Origin of the sequence: Duganella dendranthematis (assembly GCF_012849375.1) — a bacterium.
Lineage (GTDB): Bacteria > Pseudomonadota > Gammaproteobacteria > Burkholderiales > Burkholderiaceae_D > Rugamonas > Rugamonas dendranthematis.
Window position 1 is genome coordinate 6168712 of the sequence record NZ_CP051684.1, and the last position, 24992, is coordinate 6193703.

Here is a 24992-nt window from a genome sequence, read left to right on the forward strand (position 1 = left end):
AACTTACGCTTAAGAAATGATACAGCTGCGTGAGTGATACGAATATTGTGTATCGGAAATAGAATTTACCACAGAGTTATACAGCTTGCTAATGGCAGGCATTCCAACAATAAAGTATTCATATATGGTGCGTCGCAGTATAGTTCACTCATCGAATTAAGTTTTCCCGTTGAACTAACTACTGGAGCCTACCATGATCATCCGTTCTATCGCCGCCCTGTCCCTGATCACCCTGTCGACCCTGTCGAACCAAGCTAGCGCAGCTACCACCGCGCCACGTCTGGCCGATGCAGAATGCGACGCACCAGCCTACCGCAACGCATGGCAAGACGACGAACTGCAAGGCAACGTCAAACTGGCCGTGCTGGTAGATGCCAACGGCAATGTCAAAGACAGCAAAGTGATCTCGTCGAGCGGCCACGTCGCCCTGGACAAAGCATCGCTGCGCGCCAGCACCGCTTGCAAATTCAAGCCAGCCAGCAACGGCGCCGAGCCAGTCTGGGCCCAAGTGCAATACAAATGGGTACTGAACTAATCAGTGTGCGCAATGCGGCTCATGCTGCGCGCCGCGCCGGTTCCCCAAGCAACACCGAGCGCGGCTCATCCAGCAAGTAACCCTGCACCAGCAATGACACACCTGCGGCCGCGCCAAGTTCGCGCAACGCCGTCAGGTGCTGCTCCGTCTCTACCCGCTTGAACACCACCGCCACATTGGACGCAGCACTGCGCTGCAATAGCTCCAGCAATCCCTTCTGATCCTGCAATTCGCGCGCGTCGAGCTTGAACACGTCCGGCCGCAAACGATCCAGCACGCCCAGCCCATCGCGGGGACTGTTCACATTGACCGCAAAGCGGAAACCGTTGCGACGATAGTTGTCCGACACATAATTCAACAGCCAGCCCTGCTGCGGTGTGGCCGCCGGCAATTGCAGCACCACCCGGCCCAGCGGCAATTCCAGCGCATCGAGGATGCGGCGGAAGGCATGGCCGTGATTGCTGCTGACCGCGCTCAGCAGGCGGTCGTGCACGTTCAGGTACAGGTCGGCCGACGATTCGCCAGCCTGGCGGAAGAAATTAATCGCGTGCAGCATGCGGCACAGCCGGTCGAGTTCGATCGACTCGTCGTCGCTGGCGGCGTGGTCGAGCAGCTTCCACAGCGATAGTCCCTGGTCCTGCGCCGACACACTGCGCGCCAGCCCTTCGTAGGCCTGCGCTGCGCCGCCGTCCAGCTGGCGGATCGGCTGGAACGCGCTACTCATGGTGCAATTAAAAAACCGCCCTTGCGCCTTGCCCTCGTGATCGAGCCAGATGCTGGAAGCAGCGCCGGTGGCGTCGGATAGACGCGCCAGGTACTTTTGCAGGATGGGGAATGACATGGAACGCCTCTACGGGTACTGAGAATGTCGACAGCGTATGCCCGCGCGCAGGAAAGCTGAACGAATGCTTTCGCCTATGGATATGCCAAAACATTCGTTCCGCCCGGGCAGTGCGACCGCTATCGTGAGGTCATCGTTTAACCAGGTCGTACACCATGTGCCAACTCCTCGCGATGAGCAGCCATAAACCGGCTGCGGTAGATTTTTCCTTTGCCGGCTTTTCCGAGCGCGGCGGCCGTACCGGCGAACACAAGGACGGCTGGGGCATCGCCCTGCACACGCCGACCGGCTGCCGCTTGTACACCGATTACCTACCGTCGATCCACTCGCCGCTGGCGGCGCAGTTCAAGCGCAGCCCGATCAAGGCGCGCAGCGTGGTGGCGCATATCCGCAAGGCCACGCAGGGCCGCGTGTCGCTGGAAAACAGCCACCCGTTCACGCGCGAGCTGTGGGGCCAGACCTGGTCGTTCGCCCACAACGGCGACCTGAAACTGTTCGATCCGAATCCCAGCCTGTATGCACCGTGGGGCGACACCGATAGCGAACGCGCCTTCTGCCACCTGCTGTCCGGCCTGGCGCTGCGCTTCGACACCCAGCCGGAGCGGCACCAGCTGTACGCCGCGCTGGAAACGCTGGCCGGCGAAATCGCCGACTACGGCACCTTCAACTTCATACTGTCGAATGGCGACCTGGTGTTTGCCCATTGCAGCACCGACCTGCACGTGGTGGTGCGCGAGTACCCGTTCTCGGTGGCGCACCTGATCGATTGCGACCTCAGCATCGACTTCAGCCGCCACAACCACCTGGACGACCGCATCGCCGTCATCGCCACCCAGCCGCTTACCTCCAACGAACACTGGACGCGTTTCAATGCGGGAGAATTGAAGCTGTTCGCCGGCGGCGTGGAAGTCGGCGCCGCCCCGGCGCTGGAGCCGGAGGGACAACTGGCGGTGTGCTACTAGACCGGGATCAGTCGTGCGGCTCGGAAGGCTCCGAGAACGTGGTGACCTTGCCATCTAGCGTGAACTGGTAGCGGGTGGCATTGCCGTCCGCCGTATTTCTCGCGGTTAGGCGCGCTTTTTGGCTGCCAACCGGGAACGTTGCCGGCAGCGTTTCCGTCTTGTCGAACACAGCGCCAATCACCGGCACCGAATACGGCGAGCCATCCTCCTTGTTCGCCGCAATCCGCATCACCACCTGCATCAGGCGGGTCCACTGCTTGCTGTCGACCGGCTCGGCTTCATACACATATGGCAGCCCCTTGATGCCCTGCATATGCTCGGTGAAACCAGAGTCGACCGCATACTTTTTCAGCACGGTATGCAAATTCACCGCCGTCAGCTTGCTGACTTTCACGCAGCACACCACAATCTGCCCAGAGCCGTGGGGTTGCAGTCCGGTGAACACGGTCGGCTCGGTGAGCTGGCGATCCGTGAAAACATAGTTTGGCCGCGCCACCACCTTTAGCTGTGTATCCAAGACGGCTTGGTTTTCCCACAGCCCAACGACAGGCGCGCCATCGGCCCAACCGCAGCCGAACAGCAATGCCGTCATTGCCAGAAGCGGCCACCAGACCCGCATCAGTCGTGCGGCTCGGCCGGTTCGGAGAAGGTGGTGACTTTGCCGTCCAGCGTGAACTGGTAGCTGATCGAATTACCGTCGGCCGTCTTTTTCGAGGTCAGGCGCGCTTTTTGGCCGCCGATCTGGAACGCCAGCGGCAGCGTTTCCTTTTTCTCGAATGCAGCGCCAATCACAGGCACCGAATACGGCGACGGATCGTTCTTGTTCGCCGCAATGCCCATTACAGTCTGCATCAGATTGGTCCACTGCTTGCTGTCGACCGGCTCGGCTTCATACACGTATGGCAAGCCCTTGATACTCTTCATATGCTGGGTGAAGTCAGTATCAGCGGCATATTTTTGCAGGATGGTCTTCAGATCCACGGCCGTCAGCTTGCTGACCTTCACGCAGCACACCACCACCATCTCGGCGCTGTCGTTCTGCAAGCCGGTGAACACGGTTGGCTCGGTTAATTGACGGTCGGTAAAGACGTAGTTAGGCCGCGCCAGTACCTTCATCTGCGTATTGACGACGGCGTAGTTTTCCCACAAACCGACAACCGGCGCGCTATCGGCCTGGCCGCAGCCGAACAGGAAAGACAGGAGAAGGAGAGGTAGTGATTTTTTAGTAGACATAAGTTTCTTCATCAGTGGCCGGTATCGGACCAGTGCATATTTTCTGCGGGATAGTAAAGGACGCCATAGGTCTTGCCAATGGCGACCAGGGAGGAAAAGCCGTCGATTTTAACGTCATCGCCTTTGGCGTCTTTCATGGTCTTGTGCGCGTAGCTGGACAGGTTCATGTCGACCGCGCCGCCAAAGTTGTGCCGTGAGCGTCCCGGACGGCCAACTTTCTGCCGCGCGGAATCCGGACGCACGCCATATCCCGCGCACATCGCCCGCGCTGCAGCCTTGGCGGCAGCGACGTCGGCCTTGCCTTTGGCGTCGCGATGCGCCCAGTCGATATTGACGCCATCTTGCGGCGGAATCTTGGTGACATCATCGCCCTTGCAAATGCGGAACGCGTAATACATCAGGTAGGAACGTTCGATTGGCCGCAACGTGGCATTGAGCTTGACGGTGATGCCGGCCGCCCGCATGGCGGCGATAAACTTGTCGGCTTTGGGTTTGAAAGCGGCGTTGAGCGTATTGAGCGAGCTGCTGCCGGGGAAACGGGCGCACCATTGGCGGCCGCTTAACTCCAGCGTCGGCGAACTGACCACCGTTACCGGGTGCTCCTTGTCGGTATGCTGGTGATCGACTGCCACGGCCGGCGCGGGGGCTGGCCGAGGAGCCGGTGTTGGTGCGGGCTTGGGCGCCGGCGCCGGCGCGGGTGTCGGCGCTGGCTTCGGCGCTGGTGCTGGTGCATGAGCCGGGGCTGGTGCGGGCTTGGGCGCTGGTGCTGGCGCCGGCTTTGGTGCCGGTGCTGGCGTCGGCGTCGGCGTTGGAGCCGGGGCTGGAGCGGGTGCAGTAGCGCCCTTGCCCGGCACGCGCAAATGCTGACGCTCAAAAATCTTGTCCGGGTTCTTCAGATTATTCGCCTTGACCATCGCCTCCACGCTGACGCCATGCTTGGCCGCAATGCCAGCCAGCGTCTCATTGGCCTTGACGATGTGCACCTCGGGCGCGGGCGCCGGTTTGCCCGATTCGTGAACGCGCGGCGCCGTCTTCAACGTGAAATACGGCGCCACAAATGTCATCGCCGAGTTTGCATGTTCAGACAGCACGTCGCCGATTTTTTCCAGCTGGCGGAAGCCGGTGTCATAGTACAGCGACACATTGCCGAACAGATCCGGATACATCACCGGCAAGTTGCCTGCGTGGTCGGTACGCAGCGGCACTTCCTTGTCGCCGCTTTTAGCTTTCACCTGCTGGTCTGCCAGCGGCTTTTGCAGCTTGTCCTTCAGCGCCACGTCCGCCGGCTTGCCCAGCTTGACGATGGTGCCGGGAATATAGCCCTCGTGCCGCCCCATCGCCGCCGCCAGTTTCGAAAACTGGTCATCGGTCAGGTCGTTGAGCACGGTATCCTTGGACACCCCGGCCGCCTTGCTGATCGACGCGATGTAGCCGTCGGTATCGTTCTCGTTGCGCGGCGCGTAGCGTTCCATCATGTCGGCGATGCTGTCCTTGCCATACACCTCTTTCATCAGGCGGATGCGTTCCTTCTCGCCGGTTTCCTTATCCGGGAAGATCAGGAAGATGCTGTGCTTGTCCGAGGTGCGCTGCGCCAGCCCGATCGAGGTGGTGATGACGCGCTTTCCCGGCTTGGCCAGGTTACCCGGATTATGCATGCGCCAGGCAAACGAACCACCGATGTACAGCGTCTCCTCGCCATTCTCGTCGAAGTAATGGACGGTCTTTTTTTCACGGTAATAAGTAGCGCGTACAAACATGGCTCAGTCCGCGATCAATGGGTGAAGAATTCGCCAGGCAAGGCGTCGGCCGCGTCATGGAAGCTGCCCTTGGTGGTCATGGCGCCTTCATTGTCGAACTTCGGCACGTCCCAGTCGCGATTGAATTTGAAGACCTTGATATCAACATGGGCCTTGGCCAAATTGACCTCGGCGCCACCGCTGGGCCGCGCCGCCTGCACTGCATACAGCTGCCCACCCTGCTGGTAGAAAGCGATCGACTGCACGTTGGCGTCGGCCGTTTCATAAGTGCGCAGGTTGTAGCCAAGGCCTTTCTGGCCTGGCACGGTGGCCTGCAGCCAGGACTCGCCTGCTTTGCGCGGCAGCACATAGACCGTGAAGGTATCGAACGCGCTAGCGTCCGGGCTGCCGACATGCGCCTTGACGATGCGCAGCGTCATGTCGCCAGTCTTAACGTCGGTATAGCCTTCCGCCAGCTTGAGCTGGGTGGCCGCGGGCACCGGATTGATCGTGGCGGCGAACGCCGTACCGGCCAATGCCATCATCATCGCTACCGCCCCAAATTTACTTCGCATGCCCATCCTATTCCTCTCCATCCTGAATTGCTTTTAGTACGTCGGCCTGGTTGAATACCAAGTGGTCGAGCAGTTGCAGCGCAAACGCCGGATCGAAGCCCGGCAGCGAACTGGCGCTGCCCTCATCGTGCGCTCCTGCATCCTCTGCCGATTCAGCGCTCGCTGTGGCCGCAGGCTCGCTGGCCTGGGCGGCCGGCTGATCATGTTCGTGGTCATGATCGTCACCATGCTCCTCGCCGCAACCACAGCCAGAATCGTCGTCGTGGATCACCTGAGTCCAATCGCCGGTTTCGCCAAACTGCACCGTCAACTCGTTGGCGACCGGGTGGTACACGCGCTCCGTCGTGCCCTTGTCATTGACGACGCCTTTGGCCACCACCTTGCCCCGCGCATCGAGGAAGCGATATGGCAACGTCCCGCCGCCGACCGCTTCCATCAAATCCTGCAGCTGCCGGTCAATCACCACCTTGGTACTGAGGTCGTAGACCACCTTGCCGGCCTCGTTCAATTTCGGCAGCGGCAAGGAGCCGTCGAGCGGACCGGTGAGCTCCTTCATGCTGGCCTTGAATTCCATCTTGCCCGGGCCATGGATCATGATGTTGCCGCCCTCAAGCTTCAGGTAGGCGCCTTGCGCCGTGAGCATCACATGCTCTTTGCCGCGCACGCTGACGCTCTTGGTGACGCTCGCCACGGTAATCAGCTTGTCGGCGGTCAGCGAGGTCTGGTCGGTCTGGCTTTGCGTGCTCAGCTTGCCGCTCGCTGCGTGCAGCCTGATGCCCGTTTCCTGATTCGGCTTGTCCGCGCTGGTGGCCTTGCCGTAGCTGAACAGGCTGATGCCGTTGCGCACCGCATGCAGGCTGTTGCCCTGGCTGGCAAAATTGATGTCCTGTCCGGCGGTCAGGCTGCCGGTGCCGCCGGCGCTGACAATCGCGCTGGCCGGCGTGACGGCGGCGATACCGGCCGGCGTCGACAGCTGCAGCTGGGCCGCGCTGTAGGCGCTGACCTGCCCTGCGCCGCCGCCAGCCTGCGCCTCTACCTGCTGCACGGCGCCGATCACCTCGCCGCTTTTCGCCAGCTCCGCCAGCGCCGGCAGTTCGTCCTTGCCACTATCCGCCACCGGCGCAACCGCTGCGCCTTCAGCCGGCCTGAATACCGCGTTCTGTTTTTTGGCGACATCCGCCAGACTGGTTTGCAGTGCATGGCTTTGCTGGATCTGCGACTGCGCCTCGCGCGAATCGAGCTGGGCGCCGCTGCCGCCATTGCGCACATCGGCGGACAGCAACATGCCGCGACCGGCGCGCAGCGCGGTCGCATGCTCGCTCTTCAGCTCGGCGCCAAAACCGGCCGTTTGCAAGCGCTGGTTATCAGTCTGGTGGCGCAGATGGCCCATGTTCAGCTCATCCGTGCCAACGTGCGGACCGGCGTGCCGCTGCAGCGCCACGCGCGCCTCCCCGGGACTATCGTCGAACACCATCTGGCTGTAGGCGCCGCTGCCGGCCTGGCTGGCCGCCATCGCCTGCGACTTGATGCCCGACAGCGCCGCCGGATGCGCGTGCGCACCGGCCACGCCCGGGAACCAGGCCGGCGCCGTGCCGATGGCCGCACCGGCGCCCTGCGCCAGCTGGTTATGCTGCGCGTCGTCCTGCCCCTTGCCGTTGTAGACGCTGCCGATCACCACCGGCCGGTCGATATTGCCATCGATAAAATCGATCAACACCTCGGTGCCGACCCGCGGCACCGCCACCGAACCCCAGTTGGCCCCGGCCACCGGTGCCAGCGGCGTGGCGATCCGCACCCAGGTGCCGGCGCTGTCATCACCCGGCGCGCCGCTGTGGGTGTCTGCGGAAGGATGGTTCAGGCGGCTGTGGCTCTGTTCGCCGCGCTGCCAATGGAATTGCACCTTGATGCGGTGATCGCGGTCGGTATGCACCACCGCACCGGGCGGCCCGACCACAATCGCGGTCTGCTGGCCGCTGGCGGTTGGCTTGGGATGCAGCAGGCGGCCGTGTCCATCGACATCGCTGCGGCGGTAAGGCGTGCTGACGAGGATCGCTTCGATCCGGTTGCGATACAGCGGCCGTTCGGCGATGGTCTGGCCGACCGCATGCAGGCTGTCGCCGGCGTCCGCCGCGATAGCTTGCTCCAGCGCACCGATGCCCAGCGCGCCCACCACCTGCTGCCGGACGTTGGCGCTGAGATTATTATGTGCCAGGTGCACCACCTTCAACACGACAAAGCGGCGCGCGTCGTCGCCTGCGGCCTGATCCAGCACCGCTTGCCCCTGCAAAGTAAAAGTCGTGCCGGGCGCCATGGTGCGTACCGTGCCGGCGCCAACATGGACTTCGCGCTCGGCCTCCATCGCCTGCAATTGCTGGTCGACCAGACGCTGCCCGTGTTCACGTGACGTGTAGGCGTAAGCGCCCGGCGCATCGCGGCTGCTGAGTCGCAGCGCACCGGCGGCCGCGCTATCGCCGGCGGCGGTCACCGGCCGCGTGCCATTGCTGCGGTAATCCCAGCTGGCGATTTCCAGCCCATCCGCTATCCAGCGCAGTTCGGTGCGCCAGCGGTCCATGCTGTCCTCAAGCATCACCGCGCCGGGCTGGGTGAAGCGCACCATCGGCTGCGCGTTCGGCTGGAAGCTGCCGTTATGGTCGGCGATCACCATCGTGTGGCTGCCCAGCGTGTCGCTGCCGGCATCACCCTGGTGCTCGAAGTAATAGAACAGGCCTTCTTCCAGCATCAGCCGTTCGGCGAAGGCCTGATTCGATTCCTGGTACTGGCAAGTCAGCGAACGGCGTGGATACGCCTCCGGGTCGCGCACATCGAAGCGCCAGGCCGGCGCCAACGTACCCAGCGCTTGCCATCCGCCGAAAATCGCATCAAGGATCTCCAGCACCGTCTTGTCCTGGAACACGCGGCTGTCGCGGCCGATGGCGGTGAACGCATACCATGGGCCGACGGTCAGGCTGTAGCGGGCCAGCGCACCGTCGGCGCCCAGACACTCTGCTGCGGTGACATGGCCGTGAAATGGCCGCCAGCCATCGCCGCCCACCGTCTGCAATTCCACCAGCACCGGCTGGCCAATCAGCGACTTCAGCGCGATCGCCGGATCGGACGACACGGCGGTCATGTTCAGCACGTAGCACTCGCCCACCGCTTCGCTTCCGCGCAAGCACTCCGCCACCAGCTTATTCGGCCCCAAAGGCGTACTCAGCCGCAATAAGCGGCTGTCCTGGAAGAAACTTTCGAGCGAGGCTGGCATGGGTAATTTATCGGTCGCGTGGTGATATCGAATACTAAAAATTAGTATTTAGCAACGCGCATTTAACCCGATAATTATTTTTAGGGCAAGAGTGATCCAATTGAATCGGACGCTGCCCGGCGGAGGAGATCAAGCGGTATTACAGTTACAGAAGCGTTTGCGCTTGGGGGCGTTCGGACAGGTCGCCTCCTCATCCAGCTGTTTCCAGAAGAAGACGGTTTCCACGCCATACGGCGAGCGCACCTTGCCGGCGTCGGTATAGCCCTGCTGGGCGAAGAATTGCTGGCCGGTGGCCGTGCTGTGCAGCTGAAGCGCTTTGACGCCCCAGTCGCAGGCCTGCTGTTCCATCCGCTTGAGCAGCGCCTTGCCGGCGCCCTGGCCGCGCGCTTCCGGCAGCAAATAACACAAGGCGAGCTTGCCGGCCCCGGTCAGCAAGGCGACGCCGACGACTGTACCTTCGCTGACAGCCACCAGCGAAAAATTCGTGGGCGAACTGAACCAGTTCGCCACCATCTGCGGAGTTTTATTGCCTAGCCAGGCATCAAGGATGGCGGGATCGTTTTTATGATCCAGTTCGCAGCATTCCCGGATAGAACGGCGCAATACATTGCACGCTGCCTCCGCATCTGACGAAGCAGCAATACGAATTTCAAGAATCATGTACGCTCACAAAACATTACTTTTAGTGCTGGTAACGACTATACACCAAGCTGAGTAAGGCCGTCGGACACTGCCAGACTAGAGGGTGAACCCGCCTTTGCCCACGAATGATTTCAAAAATCCATATGCGGTTTTTAGTCCAAAGATAAGCATATAACGAAAAATTCGTATCTTTTCGCGGCGAAATTTTACACCATGGACGTTCTATATTACGAAAGCTCATTATGACTACTAAAAAAACCACGCGCCGCTTCGTCTTATCCTCATTCCTGGCCGCTTCCGCCACCTTGTTTGGTCTGCCTCAAGCGCAAGCTGCTGATACTGTGATATTGAACGCCGCGTACGACGTCACCCGCGAGCTCTTTAAAGAGATCAACCCGGCCTTCAGCGCCGACTGGAAGAAAACCACCGGCGAGACCGTCAGTGTCAACCAGTCGCACGGCGGCTCGTCCAAGCAGGCGCGCTCGGTCGCGGACGGCTTGGAAGCCTCGGTGGTCACCATGAACCAGGCCAACGATATCGACATCCTGGTCGAACGCGGTGCGGTGGCGCCGGACTGGGCCAAGAAATTCCCTAATAATGCATCCCCGTTCTATTCCACCATGGTGTACCTGGTGCGCAAGGGCAATCCGAAGCAGATCAAGGACTGGGCCGACCTGGCCAAGCCGGGCGTGAAAGTCATCATTCCGCATCCTAAAACCTCTGGCAACGGCCGCTACACCTATCTGGCCGCCTGGGGCGCCGTGATCAAAAAAGGCGGCACAGAAGCGCAGGCGCGCGACCTGGTTGGCAAGATCTTCCAGAACGTGCCGGTACTGGACGCCGGCGGCCGTGGCGCCACCACCACCTTCACTCAGCGTGAAATCGGCGACGTGCTGGTCACCTTTGAAAACGAAGTGAACCTGGTGCGCGAAGAGTTCGGCGACAAGTTCGACGTGGTCTACCCGTCGATCTCCATCCTGGCTGAATCGCCGGTGGCGGTGGTGGATCGCGTGGTCGACAAGCGCAACTTGCGCAAGCAGGCCACCGGCTACATCAACTTCCTGTACAGCGAGGAAGGCCAGGAAATCATCGCCAAGCACTCGCTGCGCCCGCGCTCGGAGAAAGCCTTCAAGAAGTACAACGCCAACTTCCGCCAGGTCACGCTGTTCACCATCGACGACGTGTTTGGCGGCTGGAAAGCAGCACAGAAAAAGCACTTTGACGACGGCGGCGAGTTCGACAAAATCTATAACAAATAATCCGCAAATAAGATTATTCGGATAGATTCGTTTGCAAATGGCCGTCCGCCCCGTAATCTGGAAGCGTAGTAAAATCAACCAGACAAAGGAAGCGCGATGGCCATTTCTGAAATTAACGTACGCAATCAATTCCGGGGCAAGATCAAGGAAATCATCTTTGGCCCCGTCGTTTCGGAAGTCGATGTGGAAACCCAGCACGGCATCGTCACCTCGGTGATCACCTCGCGCTCGATCCACGACCTGGACCTGAAAGTCGGCAGCGAAGTCATCGCGCTGGTGAAATCGACCGAAGTTTCCATCGCCAAGATCGGCAATTAGCAACACCCCGCCCCGGCTGCCGCCGTGGCCGGAAATCGGAAAAAAGCCCTGAGCGCTCCCGTCTCAGGGCTTTTTTGCTTAAAGCTGGCTTAACTGTCTTAAAGCCTAAAAAAAATATAAGAATCCGGGACTTAGACACAATAGACGAGAAGCCACTTTAATGATATTGTCTATCCCTAGAGAATATTGCCGTATAGCCATACCTTTTACGCGCGCCGCGTCGCCCAGACGTGTCCGATAGACTCCCTATTCCCGAATACTTATATGCTGAAGAAAATTGTTGCTGTATTGCTGAGTTCGTTTACTGCGGCAACTTTTGCCGCCGTACCGCTCGGCTCGCAGTCGGTGCTGGTCGTTGAAGACGGCACCGGCAAAGTCCTGCTGGAAAAGAACGCCGACACCCAGGTGCCGATCGCGTCGCTGACCAAGCTGATGACCGCCATGGTGGTGCTGGATTCCAAGCCGAACATGGACGAAATGATCGAAATCGACCGCGCCGACGTCGATATGCTCAAGCATAGCGCCTCGCGCGTGCCGGTCGGCGCCGAGCTGTCGCGCTCGGATGTGCTGCAATTGGCGCTGATGTCGTCAGACAACCGCGCCGCTGCATCGCTGGGCCGTACCTATCCGGGCGGCCTGCCGGCCTTCCGCATGGCGGTGCGCGCCAAGATCAAGGCGCTGGGTTTGAGCCAGACCGTGATCGAAGAACCAACTGGTTTGTCGCCGCACAATATGTCGACTGCCAGCGATCTGGTGAAGATCGCGACGGCGGCGTCGGCCTATCCGGACATTCGCCGGATTACCACCGATACCAAGGACATCATCAACATCAAGGGCCGCAAGGTCGAATATCACAACACCAACCGCCTGGTCGGCGCCAAGGGTTGGGATGTTGGCCTGTCAAAGACCGGCTACACCGAAGAGGCCGGCCGTTGCCTGGTGATGCGCTTCAAATCGGGTGGCAAGAACAACACTCTGGTGCTGCTGAACGCCGGCGCCAACTCGGTGCGCAATATGGATGCGATCAAGATTCGCCGCCTGATCGCCGGACCGGATGAGCCACGACCAAAAGTCATGAAGGCATCGGTCACGACCAAGAAGAAAGCCGTCAAACGCAGCAAGCGCAACCGCCGCGCGATGTGATTACCGCCTGACCCGCACGGCCACGCGGGGTTTGACCCCGTACGGGGTCAAACCCCTCAGCGGTAAGGCTGGCGTCGAAGCAAACGCATATGGGGTAGCGCTAAAATCTGGCGCCATCACGCCAAGTGTTGGCTTAACCGGCCAGCTGCAAGCGCAAGCCGCTCGCCCTTTGGGTGCGCTGAGCAATCGCATCCAGCAGCACCTGACCGTTTGGAGTGAGTAACGTAAAGTAGTCGCGCGCCCGCGTGATGCCGGTGTAAATCAACTCCCGCGCCAGCATGCCGCCGCCGTCTTTCGGCAGCACCATCGCCGTGTGCGCGAACTCCGATCCCTGCGATTTGTGCACCGTCATCGCAAACGCCGTCTCCACATTTCTGAGCCTGGTGGCCAGCACGCTGCGCACCGTTTCGCCTTCCGAGAAATACACCCGCAACGCTCCCGGCCGCGCCGGATCGGGCAACGTCAAACCAATGTCGCCGTTGAAAACACCGGTCGCATAGTCATTACGCGTCACCATCACCGGCCGCCCGATATACCATTCGCCAGTCCGCTTGAGCAAGCCCGCCGACTGCAATCGTTGCTCGATGCTGTCGTTCAAACCGGACACGCCCCACTCGCCTTCGCGCACCGCACACAAGATCCGGAAGCGTTCAAAGCTCTTCAGGACAGAGCTCTCCCAGCCCTCGGCCCCGGCTGGCGCGCTTTTAATCAGCTGCAAATAGGGCCGGTAGCCATCCAACGCCAGCTGCAGCAGATCCGCCGACTGTGCAGAATCGGTCCACGTCACCTTGCCGCCCTCGCCCTGTCGCAGCACATTGACGGCTGCCGCCGCGTCACCGGCATTCACCGCCAGCGCCAGCGCGCCGATCGGGCCGCCGAAACGCCGGCTCTCGCGCAACATCACGGTCTGCTGGGCAATCGGTCCGCCATGGCCTTCAAAGCGGGCCGGCACCTGCTGTCCGGTCGCGGCGTGCACATACGACAAGGTTTCCGGCAGATACTCACCAGCTTCGGCGTTGTGGCACAAGTCGCCCAACACCGCCCCCGCCTCCACCGACGCCAGCTGATCCTTGTCGCCCAGCAGAATCAAGGTGGCGGTGTCCGGCAACGCCGCCAGCAGCGCCGACATCATTTCCAGGTGAATCATGGACGCTTCATCCACAATCAGCACATCGACTTCCAGCTGATTGCCGGCGTGGTGCTGGAACGCCCGCGTGTCCGGCCGCGCACCGAGCAAGCTGTGCAGTGTGCGCGCGGCGCCCATGCGGGCCGCCAGTTCGCGCAGCGGCAGCTCGTCGCCCACCTTTTCGGCCAGCTCGTCCAGCGCCGTATCAATCGACTGCTTCAGCCGCGCCGCCGCCTTGCCGGTCGGTGCGGCCAATGCCACGCGCAAGCCAGCCTGACGCTCACCCGCCGTCGCAAACAACAGCGCCAGCAAACGCGCCACCGTGTAGGTCTTGCCGGTACCCGGCCCGCCGGTGATGATGCCCAACTTGCCGCGCATGGCCACCGCGCAGGCGATCTTCTGCCAATCGACACCGCCGCGCGGCGCGTGCGGGAACAGGTTGTCCAGCCAGCGGCGGATGTCATCTGTGCGCGCGTCGTCATCGGCCGCCAGCACGCCGCCCAACGCGCGGCTGCGCACCGATTCGGCCACATGCCGCTCGTCCAGCCAATAGCGGCGCAGGTACAGGCGCTCGCCATCCAACACCAACGGCTGATTCCACTGATCGCCGCCCACCGGCCACACTTGCGTGCAGCGCGCCAGCAGGTCGCACCAGGCGTCGGTGTCGGCCGGCCAGTCGCCGGCTGCGGCGTGCAGCGCGCTCCACTCGTCGTCGCTCCAGCCCAGCAGCGCGGCCGGATCGTCGTTCAGCTCATCGAGCATCAAACAGCTGTGGCCACGGCCTTCCAGCTCGGACAGCAGCACGCAAGCCGCCATCAGCTGCGGCGAACTGTCGCCGACCGAGGCGATAAAGCGCGCAAACGCGCCACTCAGGCGGCGCAGCTGGCCGGCTTCGGTCAGCGCATCAACCTGCGCGAAAAATTCATCATTCATGACTTGCACCCAGCAGATTATCCAGCCCGTCCAACAATTCGGCGTCCGGCGCGATCCAGTAACAGCCGCGCGTCTGCGCATTGCCTATGCCGCGCAAGAACATGAAGATCGCGCCGCCCAGCTGCTCGGCGGGATCGTATGCGTCACCCAGGCGGCTTTGCAGCAGCCGGTGCAGCGCCAGCATGTAGATCGCACCCTGAATGTCGTAACGGTGATCGGCCATGGCGTTGATCAGCGCCGGCTCGTGGTAGCTGGCGTCGTTGCCGCCCAGCGCATTGGATTTGTAATCGAGGATCCAGTAACGGCCTTGGTGCTCGAACACCAGGTCGCAGAAGCCTTTCAGCATGCCATGCAGCTCGCGCTCCGGCAGCGCCGGCCGCACTGCGCCGCCCAGCAGATGCGTGGCGCATAGGCGGTCCAGCGCACCGGTGGCCAGACGCTCGCTCGGGAACCAGAACTCCATCTCCGGCAGCGGCGCGACGATGGCGCTGAGCGGCGCATCCAGATGCGGCAGCGGCGTGACGGCGATTTCGCGCAGCCAGGCCAGCGTGTCCTCCAGTCGGTTGCCCCAGCCGGCGCGCTCCACCCGGCGCGTCAGGCGCGCTTCAAACGTCTCCTGTTCGACGACGGCAAAGCCCTCCTGCCCCATCCACTCCAGCTGCTCGTGCAGGAAGTTACCGGGCACGGAGCCGCGCGGGAAGCGATGCCATGGCGTGTCTTCCACCCGCGTGGACTGCGTCATGGCCGGCTGGTCGCCGTCTTCCAGCAGCTTTTCCTGCAAGGCGTCGCGCGGCACCGGACCGTCGGCGCTAATGGTGCCGGTCGGGCCTGTGCGCCGCGCCAGCGAACTGAAACTGCCCACCGACCAATCGCGCTCGAAATGGCCGCCGTACTGCTGCGGTTCCAGCAAGGGCTGGCGATGCTCGACGCGGGTCAGGCGGGTAATCTGTTTGTCGTCCATCGCCAGCGTGGCGATGCTGATATCGTCGCAGCCCTTGCAGGCATGCTCCCAGCGCTCCATCATCAGGTCGGACGGCAGCGGCGCGCCACCGGTCAGCAGGTAGCCCAGCGCGGAATCGTGCAGCGTGTTGTCGCCGGCCTTGCGCGCCGACAGCGCGGTCACGCCCAGCCACAGGAAGTGGCGCGCGCGCGTCAGCGCCACGTACATCAGCCGCAGGTCTTCCTGCAAGCGCGCGCGTTCCACCAGTTCCAGCGCGGTCTCGGTCAGCGCCATGTCGATGCGGCGGATACCGTCGTCGTCGCTGAATTCGAAGAAACTGCGGTTGCGGCGCTCGACCTTGCGCGCGGTGACGGCAAATGGCAGGTACACCAGCGGATATTCCAGGCCTTTCGACTTGTGCACCGTGACCACCTTGACCAGTTCCGCATCGCTCTCCAGACGCAGCACGCGCTCGTCGCCGGCGCCTTCGCCGCCTTCGATCTGCTCCGCCAGCCAGCGGATCAGTGCCTGCTCGCCATCCAGCTGGCGGCTGGCCGATTGCAGCAGTTCCGCCAGGTGCAGCAGATTAGTCAGGCGACGCTCCCCGCCCACCTGTTGCAGCAAGGCGGCCGGCAGTTGCAGTTCGTGGATGAAGCGGCGCAGCATGGCCAGCACGCCCTGCCGCTGCCAGATGATGTGCAGCGCCTTCAGTTGTTCGACGCGCTCCTCCCACGCCAGTTCGTCCGAGGACAAACGCGCCAGCTCAGCCAGCGGCAGACCGGCGGTACGCGTGGCGAAAGCGGCCCGCGCCAGCGCGCCGTCGAGCGGATTGGCGACCGCCGACAGCCAGCGCAGCACGTCGGCTGCTTCCTCGCTGTCGGTCACCGAATCCTTGTCCGACAGGTAGACGCTCGGCACGCCGCGCCGCTGCAATGAGCGGCGGATGGCGCCGGCCTCCTTGCGGTCGCGCACCAGCACCGCGATGTCGGCGGGCTTGAGGCGTTGCGGGCCGTCGTCACCACCGAAGAATTCCGCGCGCACATCATTCAGCTTGGCGACGATATCTTCCGCGCAGTGGCTGGCGAAGAATTCGCGGTAACGCTCGGCCTTGAGATCCTGTGTGGCGCTGCACGCGATCACCAGCGCGGGCACGTCGCCGTCCGCATCCACCAGGCGCTCCTTGCGGCCCTTGGCGCCTACCGCGTCGAACGGCAGCGGATTATCGCGCGTGACCGGGTCGCGGAAGCGGAACGCGCCGCGCGCGAAGCCCTCTTCTTTTGTGCGGCCTTCGGCATGCAGGAACAGATGGTTGACCGCATCCACCACCGGCTTGGTCGAGCGGAAGTTGGTCATCAGCTGGTAGTGCCGCCCAGTGGTGGCCAGCCGCGCCGACAGGTAGCTGTGGATATCGGCGCCGCGGAAGCCGTAAATCGACTGTTTCGGATCACCGATCAGGAAGAGGCCCGTTTGCGGATCGTTGTCGGCCACGCGATACAGTTCGTTGAAGATCTGGTACTGATTCGGCGCCGTATCCTGAAATTCATCAACCATCGCCACCGGATACTGGTCGGTGATGCGCTTGCGCAGCGCGGCGCCATTTTCGCCTTGCAGCGCTGCGTTCAGGCGGTCCAGCATGTCGGCAAAGCCGAACTGGCGGCTGCGTTTTTTCAGCTCCGCCATGCGGTCGGCCACCGCCGCCGCCGCGTGGCGATACAGCGCATGCGACAGCGGCTCGATCTCGGCCAGCGCGATTTTCAGCGGCTGCGTGGCGTCGAAATCGTCCGGGATCGCGGTGCTGAAGTTCTTGGCGAAAGCATCTTCCAGCCCTTCCGGCGTGAGGCGGTTCCAGGCCGTGTCCAAAATATCCGGCTTGACGCTGGCCGGATTCTGCGCCCACTCGCGCAGGCCGTTGAACCAGGTGACCAGCGAATCCGGCCGCATCTTGTTCCCGTTGAAGCACTTGGGATCGACCGCGCGGTGCGATGCGATCCACTGCTCCATGCGGTCGGCGCGCTCGTACCAGCCGGCCTTCAGTTGCGCGAGTTGCGCCTGCTGCGCGCGCTGCACGGTGGCGATCAACACGCCCAGCGATTCACCACGGCCAGCCGCATCGCCAATGATGTCGGCGCGCTTGACCAGTTCACGGATCGATTTCTTCAACGCGCCAACGTCGCCCCAGCAGGACAGCAGCGCCTCCAGGGAGACTTCGTTGAGCGGATAGACCTGCTGGCGCCAGTAATCATGCGCCGCATCCTCGAACAGCGCCTGCTCGTCGCTGACCAGTTCTTCGTCAAACAGGCTCCCGCTGTCGAACGCATGTTCGCGCAGCATGCGCTGGCACCAGGCGTCGATGGTGAAGATGGCCGCTTCGTCCATCGTTTCCGCCGCCAGTTGCAGGCGGTGCGCGGCCTGCTGCTGCGCGCCGTGGTCGGGATAGGATTCGAGAATCTGCTCCAGGTACTCGTCCGGCCTTTGGCGTGGCGCCGGTTCGCGGAAATACGCCGCCGCCTCCACCAGCCGTTCGCGCACGCGGTTGGACAGTTCGCGCGTGGCGGCGCGGGTGAAGGTCATCACCAGGATATCGGCCGGCAGTAGCGGGCGCGGGAAGGCGTGGTCGCCGCCGTGGCCCAGCACCAGCCGCACGTACAGCGCGGCGATGGTCCAGGTCTTGCCGGTGCCGGCGCTGGCCTCGATAAGGCGCGAACCGTGCAGCGGGAAAGTCAGCGGCGCGAGCTGGTTGGCGATGTTACTCATGCTGCGTCCTCGCCTTCAATCTTTTCTATGGTGATGCATTGTTCCATCCAGTCGGCCAGCGGGCCATACAGCGCGCGCGAGACATCGTCGAAATCCGGCTCGGCGCTCAAGGCGCTGAAGTCGGGCCACATGCGCTTGAGGCACAAGTCTTCGTTTTCGCCGCCGATGTCGAAGCCGCCGTCGTACACTGCGCGCGGATCGCCCTCCTGCACCAGCGCCAGCGCCGTCTTGCAGGCGGTGGGCAGCGGACGGTTCATGCCGTCCCGCCACAGGCAGACCAGTTCCCGCAAGGCTTCCATCGCCTGCTCGGGATCCAGCGGCTGCATGGTGACGATAGCGTCGCGCGCCACCAGGTGGCCGGTGACCTGCATGCCGGCCGCAGATATCGCCAGCTGGCGCAGCCACATGGCAATCAGCTTGTCGCCGCGCGGTTTGCCCTGCTTGTCGGCCACGCGCGACGACATCTGCGCCAGCCACACGGTTTCGCTGCCGTTGCTGCGCAGTTGGTCGATCCAGTCGTCCAGCGGCACGCCGGCCAGCACCAGATTTAGCGCCACCTTCGGCGCGGCGAGTTCGTAATGCTGGCGCAGCGTGAGCCACGCGCAGCGCACCGGCACCAGCGCCTGCACCAGTTGATGCTGATACTGCTGGCCGATCAGGCCAATCGGCAGCACGCCTTCGCGCGCCAGCCGTTCGGCGCGCTGCGTCAGCTTGTCGTAGACCTGGTCGATTTCTTCCGGCGTTTCGGCGTCGTCGAGCAAGGTGTCTTCGAGCAGATAGCGTTCCAGCGCGTTGAGCGAAAACGGTTCTTCATCCTCGCCAACCAACGCCGCTTCGCCGAACATCACGCCCAGGCGCTGGCGGAAGAAGAAGCGCACCGGCTGGCGCAGGAAGTTGTGCAGGCTGCCCAGTTTGAGGCGGAATTTGTCGTCGATATCGAACGGCGGCAGTTCGGTCGCCTCGTCTTCCGCGATTTCCTCGCCATGCGCCTCGCGCCACTCGCGCGCGTAGGTCAACAGGCCGCCGGCTTCAAAGTAGCGGCGGCTGAACGGCTGCAAGGCGTGCTCCGTGGTGCGCGCGTGCATATCCTCTTTACTCATGTCCCAGCCGTTAATCAGGTAATCGCGCAGCTGCGACACCAGCACCGACGGCGGCTGTTCGCTGTTGTCTCGCACATTGCGCCCCACCCAGCTGATATACAGCTTGTCGCGCGCGGCCAGCACCGCTTCCAGCATCAGGTAGCGGTCGTCGTCGCGGCGCGAGCGGTCACCGGGCCGCGCCATGCCCGGTTGCGCCAGCAGGTCGAAGTCGGCCTTGGGTGCGCGGCGCGGGAAGTCGCCATCGTTCATGCCGAGCAGGCAGACCACGCGGAACGGCACGGCGCGCATCGGCATCAGCGTGCAAAAGGTCACGCCGCCGGAGACGAATTGGTGATTCAACGTCGGCTCGTCCATCAGTCCGAGCCAGGCTTCGCGCAGCACGGCCAGCGGCACGGATTCGTCGTAGGACGCGCCTTCGCAGGTGTCCAGCCATTTTTTCAGGGCGTCGTCCAGCTGCGCCAGCGTCAGGCGGTCGGTTTCTTCCTTGGTGTTGAAGAAGGTGGCCAGCAGCGCGCGCGCCTGCACGCCCCACTCGACCGGCGAACGCGATTGGGCCAACACGGCGCGCCAGTGCAGCAGCGCTTCCACCAGCTGCGCCAGCGATCCGGCCAGCGCAGCATCCAGGCCGCCGATTTCGCCATATGGCTCGATACCGGCAAAGCTATCTCCGGCGCCGCTGGCGTAGCCCAGCAGCATGCGGCGAACGCCGAAGATCCAGGCATTCTGCTCTCCGGCAGGACCGAGTCCCAAACCATTGCGGTGCTGCTGATCCAGGCCCCAACGGACGCCCGAGCCTTCGATCCAGCGGCCCAGTGTCGGCAGGTCATCGTCGTGCAGGCCGAAACGTCCGGCCAGCGCCGGCACGTCCAGCAGGTCGCGCACTTCGCTCTGGCGGCAGCGCTGCTGCGGCAATCGCAGCAGCCACTCCAGCGCCACCAGCAGTGGATTGACACTGCGGTCATTGACATCGCCGATCTCGAACGGGATGTAGCGCGCATCGCTGCGGCGGTGCTGGGCGAAGACGGCGTGGATGGCGGCCGAGAAGGTGTCGATATCCGGCACCATGACCACCACATCACGCGGACGCAGCGGCCGGCCGCTATATTCCGCGTCGGCGAACATCTGCAACAACTGGTCGTGCAGCACTTCCACTTCACGCTGCACGCTGTGGGTGACATGGAATTCGATCGAGCGGTCGTCCTCCGCCGGCGGAACGTGGGGATGCTCGGACAGCGGCAACATCTCGCGCACGGCGGCCTGCACCTGCGTCAGCAAGGTGTCGCCGTCGCCGTCGCTAAACAGGTCGACCCGCATTGGCGCCACATCGTCGTTTTCTGCCGCACTGGCTTGCGCGGCTTCGTCAAATTCGTCCAGCATACGCACGAAGTCGCGGCCTTGGCGTCCCCAGCTGGCCAGCAGCGGATGGCTGTGCGCATGCAGTTCTTCCAGCGGAATCTGGCCCAGGTCCTGCCCATTACGCAGTTGCTGGCGGCGGTGCGCGCTGCGCAGCAGATCGCGGCCTTCGATGATGTCGCCCCAGTAGTACTGGCATGGATTGGGCACGGCCAGCAGCACCTGCGTGTAGCGGGCGATGGAGGCCAGCGCCTGCAAGGTCTGGAACGGCAGCGCCGAGACGCCAAAGATCACCACGCGGCGCGGCAGTCGGCCCAGCGGTTCTTCACCAGCGGCGCTGGCGCGCACGAATTCGGTGTGGACGGTGGCGCGGCCAAGGTCGCGCTCATGCGGCTCGACGTCGGCGATCACGGCGCGCCACAACTGGCCTTGCCAGCGCTGGTCTTCCGGCAGCGGCGTGACATCGCCGCGCGCGCTGCGCAGCTGGTCACGGCCTGCGGCCCAGTCATCCAGCCAATCGGCGCGATAGACCTGGTATTGGTCGAACAAGTCGGCCAGCCGTTCGGCCAGTTGCAGCCGGCGTTCGGCTTCGCCATCGGACAGGAAGTGGCGCAGCGGCGCGAATACAGGATCGGCCAGCAGCGTAGGCAGGAGACGCATCAAGCGCCACGTCAACGGACCTTTGTCGAAAGCGGAGATGGGCGGCACGCGGTCGCGCCCCAACATGCCCCGGTAAGCGTCCCACAGGAAGCGCGCCGGCAGCGCCACGCGCGAGGCGGCGCAGATGCCGATTTCCTCGGCCAGCGCGATCTTCAGCCATTCGGCCACGCCGTTGGACTGCACCAGGAAGATTTCCGACTCCAGCGCCCCGAGCGGGTGGTTACGCAGCCATTGGAAGACGGCGGCGCGCAACTGTTCCATCTGATTGCCGTGCAAAATCAGCAGGCCGGGGGTGATGCCAGAGTGCATAGGGCTCTTTAGTGGGTTTGACCCGCTATTATCGCTCTATCCCGGATCGTATGCCAGCAGCTCCTGCTCGATATGTTGATCGAGCACAGTCAGCATGGCGTACAGCTCCTGCACCAGGCGCCGGGCCTTGTCCATGTCGCTGTCGTGGCGCAGCTGCTCCAGCGCGTAGCACAGGTTCCCGAACTGCATGGCGCCCACCGCGCGCGCCGACGATTTGATGCGATGTCCCAGCTCCGCCAGATGCGCCAGGTCTTCCATCGCCAGCGCATCGTCCATCTCCTGCAGGCCGTCGCGGGCAGAGGTCAGGAACAGCAGCGCGTACTTGCGCATCATGTCCGGTTTGCCGCCAAAGGTCTGGGCCAGCGCGTCCATGTCAAACAGCTCGGCCAGCGGCTCGGGTTCCGGAGCCGGCGCGGCGGCAGGCGGCGGAATCGACGCCGGCGCCGGCTCCGACGATGGCGCCACCTGGCGCGGCACGAACAGCGGCGGCGCCAGCACCGGCGATCCCTCCGGCATCGAGAAGTACGACGGCGGCGGTGGCGCCGGTTTGCGCATCGCGCTGGCGGCCACCCTGGCGCGTTGACTCATCCACTTGGACAGCATATTGAACAGCAGCTTAGGCGCGATCGGCTTGGTCACAAATTCGTCCATGCCGGCGTCCAGGCAGCGCTGCTGGTCGTCGCGGCCGGCGTTGGCCGTCATCGCGATAATCAGCGTGGCGGCCAGTTTGGGATGCGCGCGGATCAGGCGCGTGGCTTCGTAGCCGTCCATTACCGGCATCTGCACGTCCATCAGTACGCAATCGAAGCGCTCCTTGAGCAGCAGATCGATCGCCTCCTTGCCATTGTTGGCGACGCACACCGTGGCGCCGGCATCCTCCAGCAGCTCCTGCCCCACCTGCTGGCTGAAGATATTGTCCTCCACCAGCAGGATCGAGGCGCCGCGTATATTATCCAGCACATCCGGCTGCACCGATTCGTCGCTTGGCGCCAGGAAGTGCACGCCCTTGGCCAGCCGCGCCGTGAACCAGAAGGTGCTGCCCTCGCCCGGCGTGCTGTCGACGCCAACCCCGCCGCCCATCAGCTCCGCCAGCTGTTTGCTGATCACCAGACCCAGTCCGGTGCCGCCGTAGCGCCGCGTGGTGGAGGTGTCGCCCTGGTGGAAGGACTGGAACAGTTGCTCCACCTGCTCCGGCGACATGCCGATGCCGTGGTCCACCACTTCAAAGCGCACCATGATGTGATTGTCGCGCTCCTCCACCGGCCGCGCGCGCACGACCACCTTGCCGTTTTCGGAGAACTTGATGGCGTTGCTGGTGAAGTTCAACAGCACCTGTTCCAGCCGCAGCGGATCGCCGCGCAGCTGATGCGACAGGCCGGGCCAAATCTCATACACCAGTTCCAGCCCGCGCGCCTGCGCGCTTTCGCCCAGCTGGCTGGAGATATTGGCCAGCAGCGCATCCAGCGTAAAGTCCAGCACCTCCAGATCCATCTTGCCGGCTTCGATCTTGGAGAAGTCGAGGATGTCATTGATGATGCCCAGCAGGTGCTGGCCGGAGTGATAAATCTTTTGCAGATAGTCGCGCTGCTTGGGATGCGTGACGGACTTCAGCGCCAGGTGCGCCATGCCGATGATGGAGTTCATCGGCGTGCGGATCTCGTGGCTCATATTCGACAGGAAGTCGCTCTTGGCCTGGTTGGCGATATCCGCTTCTTCCTTCAACTGGTGCAGCGCCGTGACGTCGGTCGACAAGCCGATCACCGCCGAATACGAACGGCCTAGTTCCACCGGCACCTTGACCGTCCACAGATGCTGCACCACGCCGTCCTTGCCAACAAACTGCACCTCGCCCGAGCGCTTGACGCCGTCGGCAAACACCGGCCGTTCGAGTGCCCATTCGGCATCCGCTTCGGCGTCCGGCTTCAAATCCCGATCCAGCTTGCCGACGATGTCACGCACCTCCATACCCATGCACTCGGCCATGCGCGCGTTGACGTAGATATAGCGGCGGCTCTGGTCCTTCATATAAACGTGGGCGTCGACGTGGTTCAGCACCGTATCCAGCAGCACGCCCTGCTTGATGGCGCGCCGGCGCGACGCATACAGCACAAACACGTAGCTGTACAACAGCAGCATGCCGGCAAAGCCGGTCAGCGCAGCGATCCATGGGAAGTACAGGTCGAAGCCGGTCAGCATCGCGTCCTTGCGGACCCGGAACTGCGCCTTCCACAAGCTGCCATTGAAGTCGATCGGCAGCACGGTCTCCAGGTATTCCTCGCGCAGGCCGGGGGACAGTGGCGTCGGCGCTGTGGCGCCGGTGTCGCTATACAGCAGTCGGTCGCCGCGCTCGATGACCAGCCGGCGATGTTCGACATTGGGGCTGCCGTCGGCGTACAAGGTCAGGTGCACCTGGCGCACTGTCATTTCGTCGATGGCGCCCTGCACCAGCCGGGCAATGCTGAAGCCCGCGCCGACCGATCCCAGATAGGCGGCGCGGCGCTGGTCGAGCGTCGACAGCGGCTGGTTGCGGCGATACACCGGCAGCCGCACACCCTGGACGAATTGCGTCTTCGGCGTGTTGAGCAGGATCGGGTAGCGCGTGGCGGCGATGTCACCGCTATCGCGCGCCGCCGCTAGCGAATCGGAAATGAGCGGGATGGCGCTGATGTCGAGGCCAAAGCGCTGCGGCAGGAAGGCCGGCTCGAAATAGTTCAACACCTCGTAGTTCGGGCGGCGTCCGGGCGGGCTGATGTCGAAGTCCGCATAACCTTCGGCGCGCACGCCGGCGACGAATTGCTCGCGCTGCGCGTCCTCGATCAGCGGCGCCCAGGTCAGCACTTCGATCGCCGGGAAGTTGCGCGGGATATCGAGGCTGGTGACGTACTGGCGGAATTCGGTGCGGCTGATGTTGTCCGAGGTCTGGAACAGCGCGGCCAGGCCGCGCGTCAGGTCGGCATAGGATTTGATGCGGGCCGAGATGCTGTACTGGGTGCTGCGCGCGAGATGCTCGAAACTCTGTGCCGCATCGTCATCAACCGTGCGGCTCGCGGCGCCGTACAGGATGGTGCCCATGGCGCTGGCCAAGACAAATCCCACTCCCCAGAACATGAGGCGTGTGCTGCGCACTGCTTGGCGGTTGTTGGCCGATTTAAACATGCATCTGGTAGAAAATTATTTGCATCACAGCAGCATACTATCAATGCGGAATTGGAACCAGTGAAAGAATTGGTGAGAATTAACGCATTTCAAACGGAACCATATGCAGCAAGGATGTCTCTAAGAGATGAGGCTGTCTCATGGAGGCAATTATG

Annotated in this window: 16 protein-coding genes; 5 read left to right on the forward strand and 11 right to left on the reverse strand. The window is 63.0% G+C overall.

Features of this window, described 5'->3' with window-relative positions; all coding sequences use genetic code 11:
- Positions 1–193: 193 nt before the first annotated feature.
- A complete protein-coding gene (locus HH213_RS28270; RefSeq protein ID WP_110849527.1) occupies positions 194–535 on the forward strand; it encodes an energy transducer TonB in 342 nt (113 codons plus the stop codon).
- A 19-nt stretch (positions 536–554) separates the two neighbouring features.
- Here HH213_RS28270 and HH213_RS28275 read toward each other — a convergent pair whose 3' ends face one another.
- Positions 555–1376: an EAL domain-containing protein gene (locus tag HH213_RS28275; protein ID WP_169114480.1), complete on the reverse strand. Its 822-nt coding sequence runs from the start codon at positions 1374–1376 to the stop codon at positions 555–557.
- A 155-nt stretch (positions 1377–1531) separates the two neighbouring features.
- Between HH213_RS28275 and HH213_RS28280 the strand changes: the two genes are divergently transcribed.
- Positions 1532–2338 (forward strand): class II glutamine amidotransferase, encoded by an 807-nt coding sequence (locus tag HH213_RS28280; RefSeq protein ID WP_110849525.1) that lies wholly within the window; start codon positions 1532–1534, stop codon positions 2336–2338.
- Between the two features lie 7 nt (positions 2339–2345).
- Here HH213_RS28280 and HH213_RS28285 read toward each other — a convergent pair whose 3' ends face one another.
- From HH213_RS28285 to HH213_RS28310, 6 genes are all read right to left on the reverse strand, one after another.
- Complete coding sequence (locus HH213_RS28285; RefSeq protein WP_169114481.1) at positions 2346–2930, reverse strand: hypothetical protein; 585 nt, start codon at positions 2928–2930, stop codon at positions 2346–2348.
- Between the two features lie 26 nt (positions 2931–2956).
- Positions 2957–3571 (reverse strand): hypothetical protein, encoded by a 615-nt coding sequence (locus HH213_RS28290; RefSeq protein WP_146235989.1) that lies wholly within the window; start codon positions 3569–3571, stop codon positions 2957–2959.
- Between the two features lie 11 nt (positions 3572–3582).
- On the reverse strand, positions 3583–5328 hold the full coding sequence (locus HH213_RS28295) for a LysM peptidoglycan-binding domain-containing protein (protein WP_169114482.1): 1746 nt from the start codon (positions 5326–5328) through the stop codon (positions 3583–3585).
- Positions 5329–5342: 14 nt separating this feature from the next.
- Entirely contained in the window at positions 5343–5882 is a 540-nt protein-coding gene (locus HH213_RS28300) for a hypothetical protein (RefSeq protein WP_169114484.1), read from the reverse strand.
- Between the two features lie 7 nt (positions 5883–5889).
- Entirely contained in the window at positions 5890–9144 is a 3255-nt protein-coding gene (locus HH213_RS28305) for a type VI secretion system Vgr family protein (RefSeq protein WP_169114486.1), read from the reverse strand.
- A gap of 129 nt (positions 9145–9273) precedes the next feature.
- A complete protein-coding gene (locus HH213_RS28310; protein ID WP_110849519.1) occupies positions 9274–9804 on the reverse strand; it encodes a GNAT family N-acetyltransferase in 531 nt (176 codons plus the stop codon).
- A 224-nt stretch (positions 9805–10028) separates the two neighbouring features.
- Here HH213_RS28310 and HH213_RS28315 point away from each other — a divergent pair, with 224 nt between their 5' ends.
- The 3 genes from HH213_RS28315 (at position 10029) to HH213_RS28325 (ending at position 12506) form a co-directional block, all read left to right on the forward strand.
- Positions 10029–11045, forward strand: coding sequence for a sulfate ABC transporter substrate-binding protein (locus tag HH213_RS28315; protein ID WP_169114488.1), 1017 nt, complete (start codon positions 10029–10031; stop codon positions 11043–11045).
- 96 nt (positions 11046–11141) lie between these two features.
- Complete coding sequence (locus HH213_RS28320) at positions 11142–11363, forward strand: TOBE domain-containing protein (protein ID WP_110849517.1); 222 nt, start codon at positions 11142–11144, stop codon at positions 11361–11363.
- 264 nt (positions 11364–11627) lie between these two features.
- A complete protein-coding gene (locus tag HH213_RS28325) occupies positions 11628–12506 on the forward strand; it encodes a serine hydrolase (RefSeq protein ID WP_110849516.1) in 879 nt (292 codons plus the stop codon).
- A 133-nt stretch (positions 12507–12639) separates the two neighbouring features.
- On the opposite strand, the gene recD is transcribed toward HH213_RS28325, so the two are convergent.
- Genes recD through HH213_RS28345 form a run of 4 tightly spaced genes read right to left on the reverse strand, consistent with a single transcriptional unit; the run spans position 12640 to position 24765 of the window.
- Complete coding sequence (recD, locus tag HH213_RS28330) at positions 12640–14565, reverse strand: exodeoxyribonuclease V subunit alpha (protein WP_169114490.1); 1926 nt, start codon at positions 14563–14565, stop codon at positions 12640–12642.
- Positions 14558–18259: an exodeoxyribonuclease V subunit beta gene (gene recB / locus HH213_RS28335; protein ID WP_169114492.1), complete on the reverse strand. Its 3702-nt coding sequence runs from the start codon at positions 18257–18259 to the stop codon at positions 14558–14560. The genes recD and recB overlap by 8 nt, the downstream gene beginning before the upstream one ends.
- Complete coding sequence (recC, locus tag HH213_RS28340; RefSeq protein ID WP_169114494.1) at positions 18256–21681, reverse strand: exodeoxyribonuclease V subunit gamma; 3426 nt, start codon at positions 21679–21681, stop codon at positions 18256–18258. Before recC ends, recB begins: the two co-directional genes overlap by 4 nt.
- Before the next feature lie 36 nt (positions 21682–21717).
- Positions 21718–24765, reverse strand: coding sequence for a CHASE domain-containing hybrid sensor histidine kinase/response regulator family protein (locus tag HH213_RS28345; RefSeq protein ID WP_229263209.1), 3048 nt, complete (start codon positions 24763–24765; stop codon positions 21718–21720).
- Positions 24766–24992 lie beyond the last annotated feature (227 nt).

Bases quoted from the DNA above. Each gene is read 5' to 3' on its own strand.
- HH213_RS28270 (WP_110849527.1), top strand. From the start codon at position 194: ATGATCATCCGTTCTATCGCCGCCCTGTCCCTGATCACCCTGTCGACC.
- HH213_RS28275 (WP_169114480.1), bottom strand. From the start codon at position 1,376: ATGTCATTCCCCATCCTGCAAAAGTACCTGGCGCGTCTATCCGACGCC.
- HH213_RS28280 (WP_110849525.1), top strand. From the start codon at position 1,532: ATGTGCCAACTCCTCGCGATGAGCAGCCATAAACCGGCTGCGGTAGAT.
- HH213_RS28285 (WP_169114481.1), bottom strand. From the start codon at position 2,930: ATGACGGCATTGCTGTTCGGCTGCGGTTGGGCCGATGGCGCGCCTGTC.
- HH213_RS28290 (WP_146235989.1), bottom strand. From the start codon at position 3,571: ATGTCTACTAAAAAATCACTACCTCTCCTTCTCCTGTCTTTCCTGTTC.
- HH213_RS28295 (WP_169114482.1), bottom strand. From the start codon at position 5,328: ATGTTTGTACGCGCTACTTATTACCGTGAAAAAAAGACCGTCCATTAC.
- HH213_RS28300 (WP_169114484.1), bottom strand. From the start codon at position 5,882: ATGCGAAGTAAATTTGGGGCGGTAGCGATGATGATGGCATTGGCCGGT.
- HH213_RS28305 (WP_169114486.1), bottom strand. From the start codon at position 9,144: ATGCCAGCCTCGCTCGAAAGTTTCTTCCAGGACAGCCGCTTATTGCGG.
- HH213_RS28310 (WP_110849519.1), bottom strand. From the start codon at position 9,804: ATGATTCTTGAAATTCGTATTGCTGCTTCGTCAGATGCGGAGGCAGCG.
- HH213_RS28315 (WP_169114488.1), top strand. From the start codon at position 10,029: ATGACTACTAAAAAAACCACGCGCCGCTTCGTCTTATCCTCATTCCTG.
- HH213_RS28320 (WP_110849517.1), top strand. From the start codon at position 11,142: ATGGCCATTTCTGAAATTAACGTACGCAATCAATTCCGGGGCAAGATC.
- HH213_RS28325 (WP_110849516.1), top strand. From the start codon at position 11,628: ATGCTGAAGAAAATTGTTGCTGTATTGCTGAGTTCGTTTACTGCGGCA.
- recD (WP_169114490.1), bottom strand. From the start codon at position 14,565: ATGAATGATGAATTTTTCGCGCAGGTTGATGCGCTGACCGAAGCCGGC.
- recB (WP_169114492.1), bottom strand. From the start codon at position 18,259: ATGAGTAACATCGCCAACCAGCTCGCGCCGCTGACTTTCCCGCTGCAC.
- recC (WP_169114494.1), bottom strand. From the start codon at position 21,681: ATGCACTCTGGCATCACCCCCGGCCTGCTGATTTTGCACGGCAATCAG.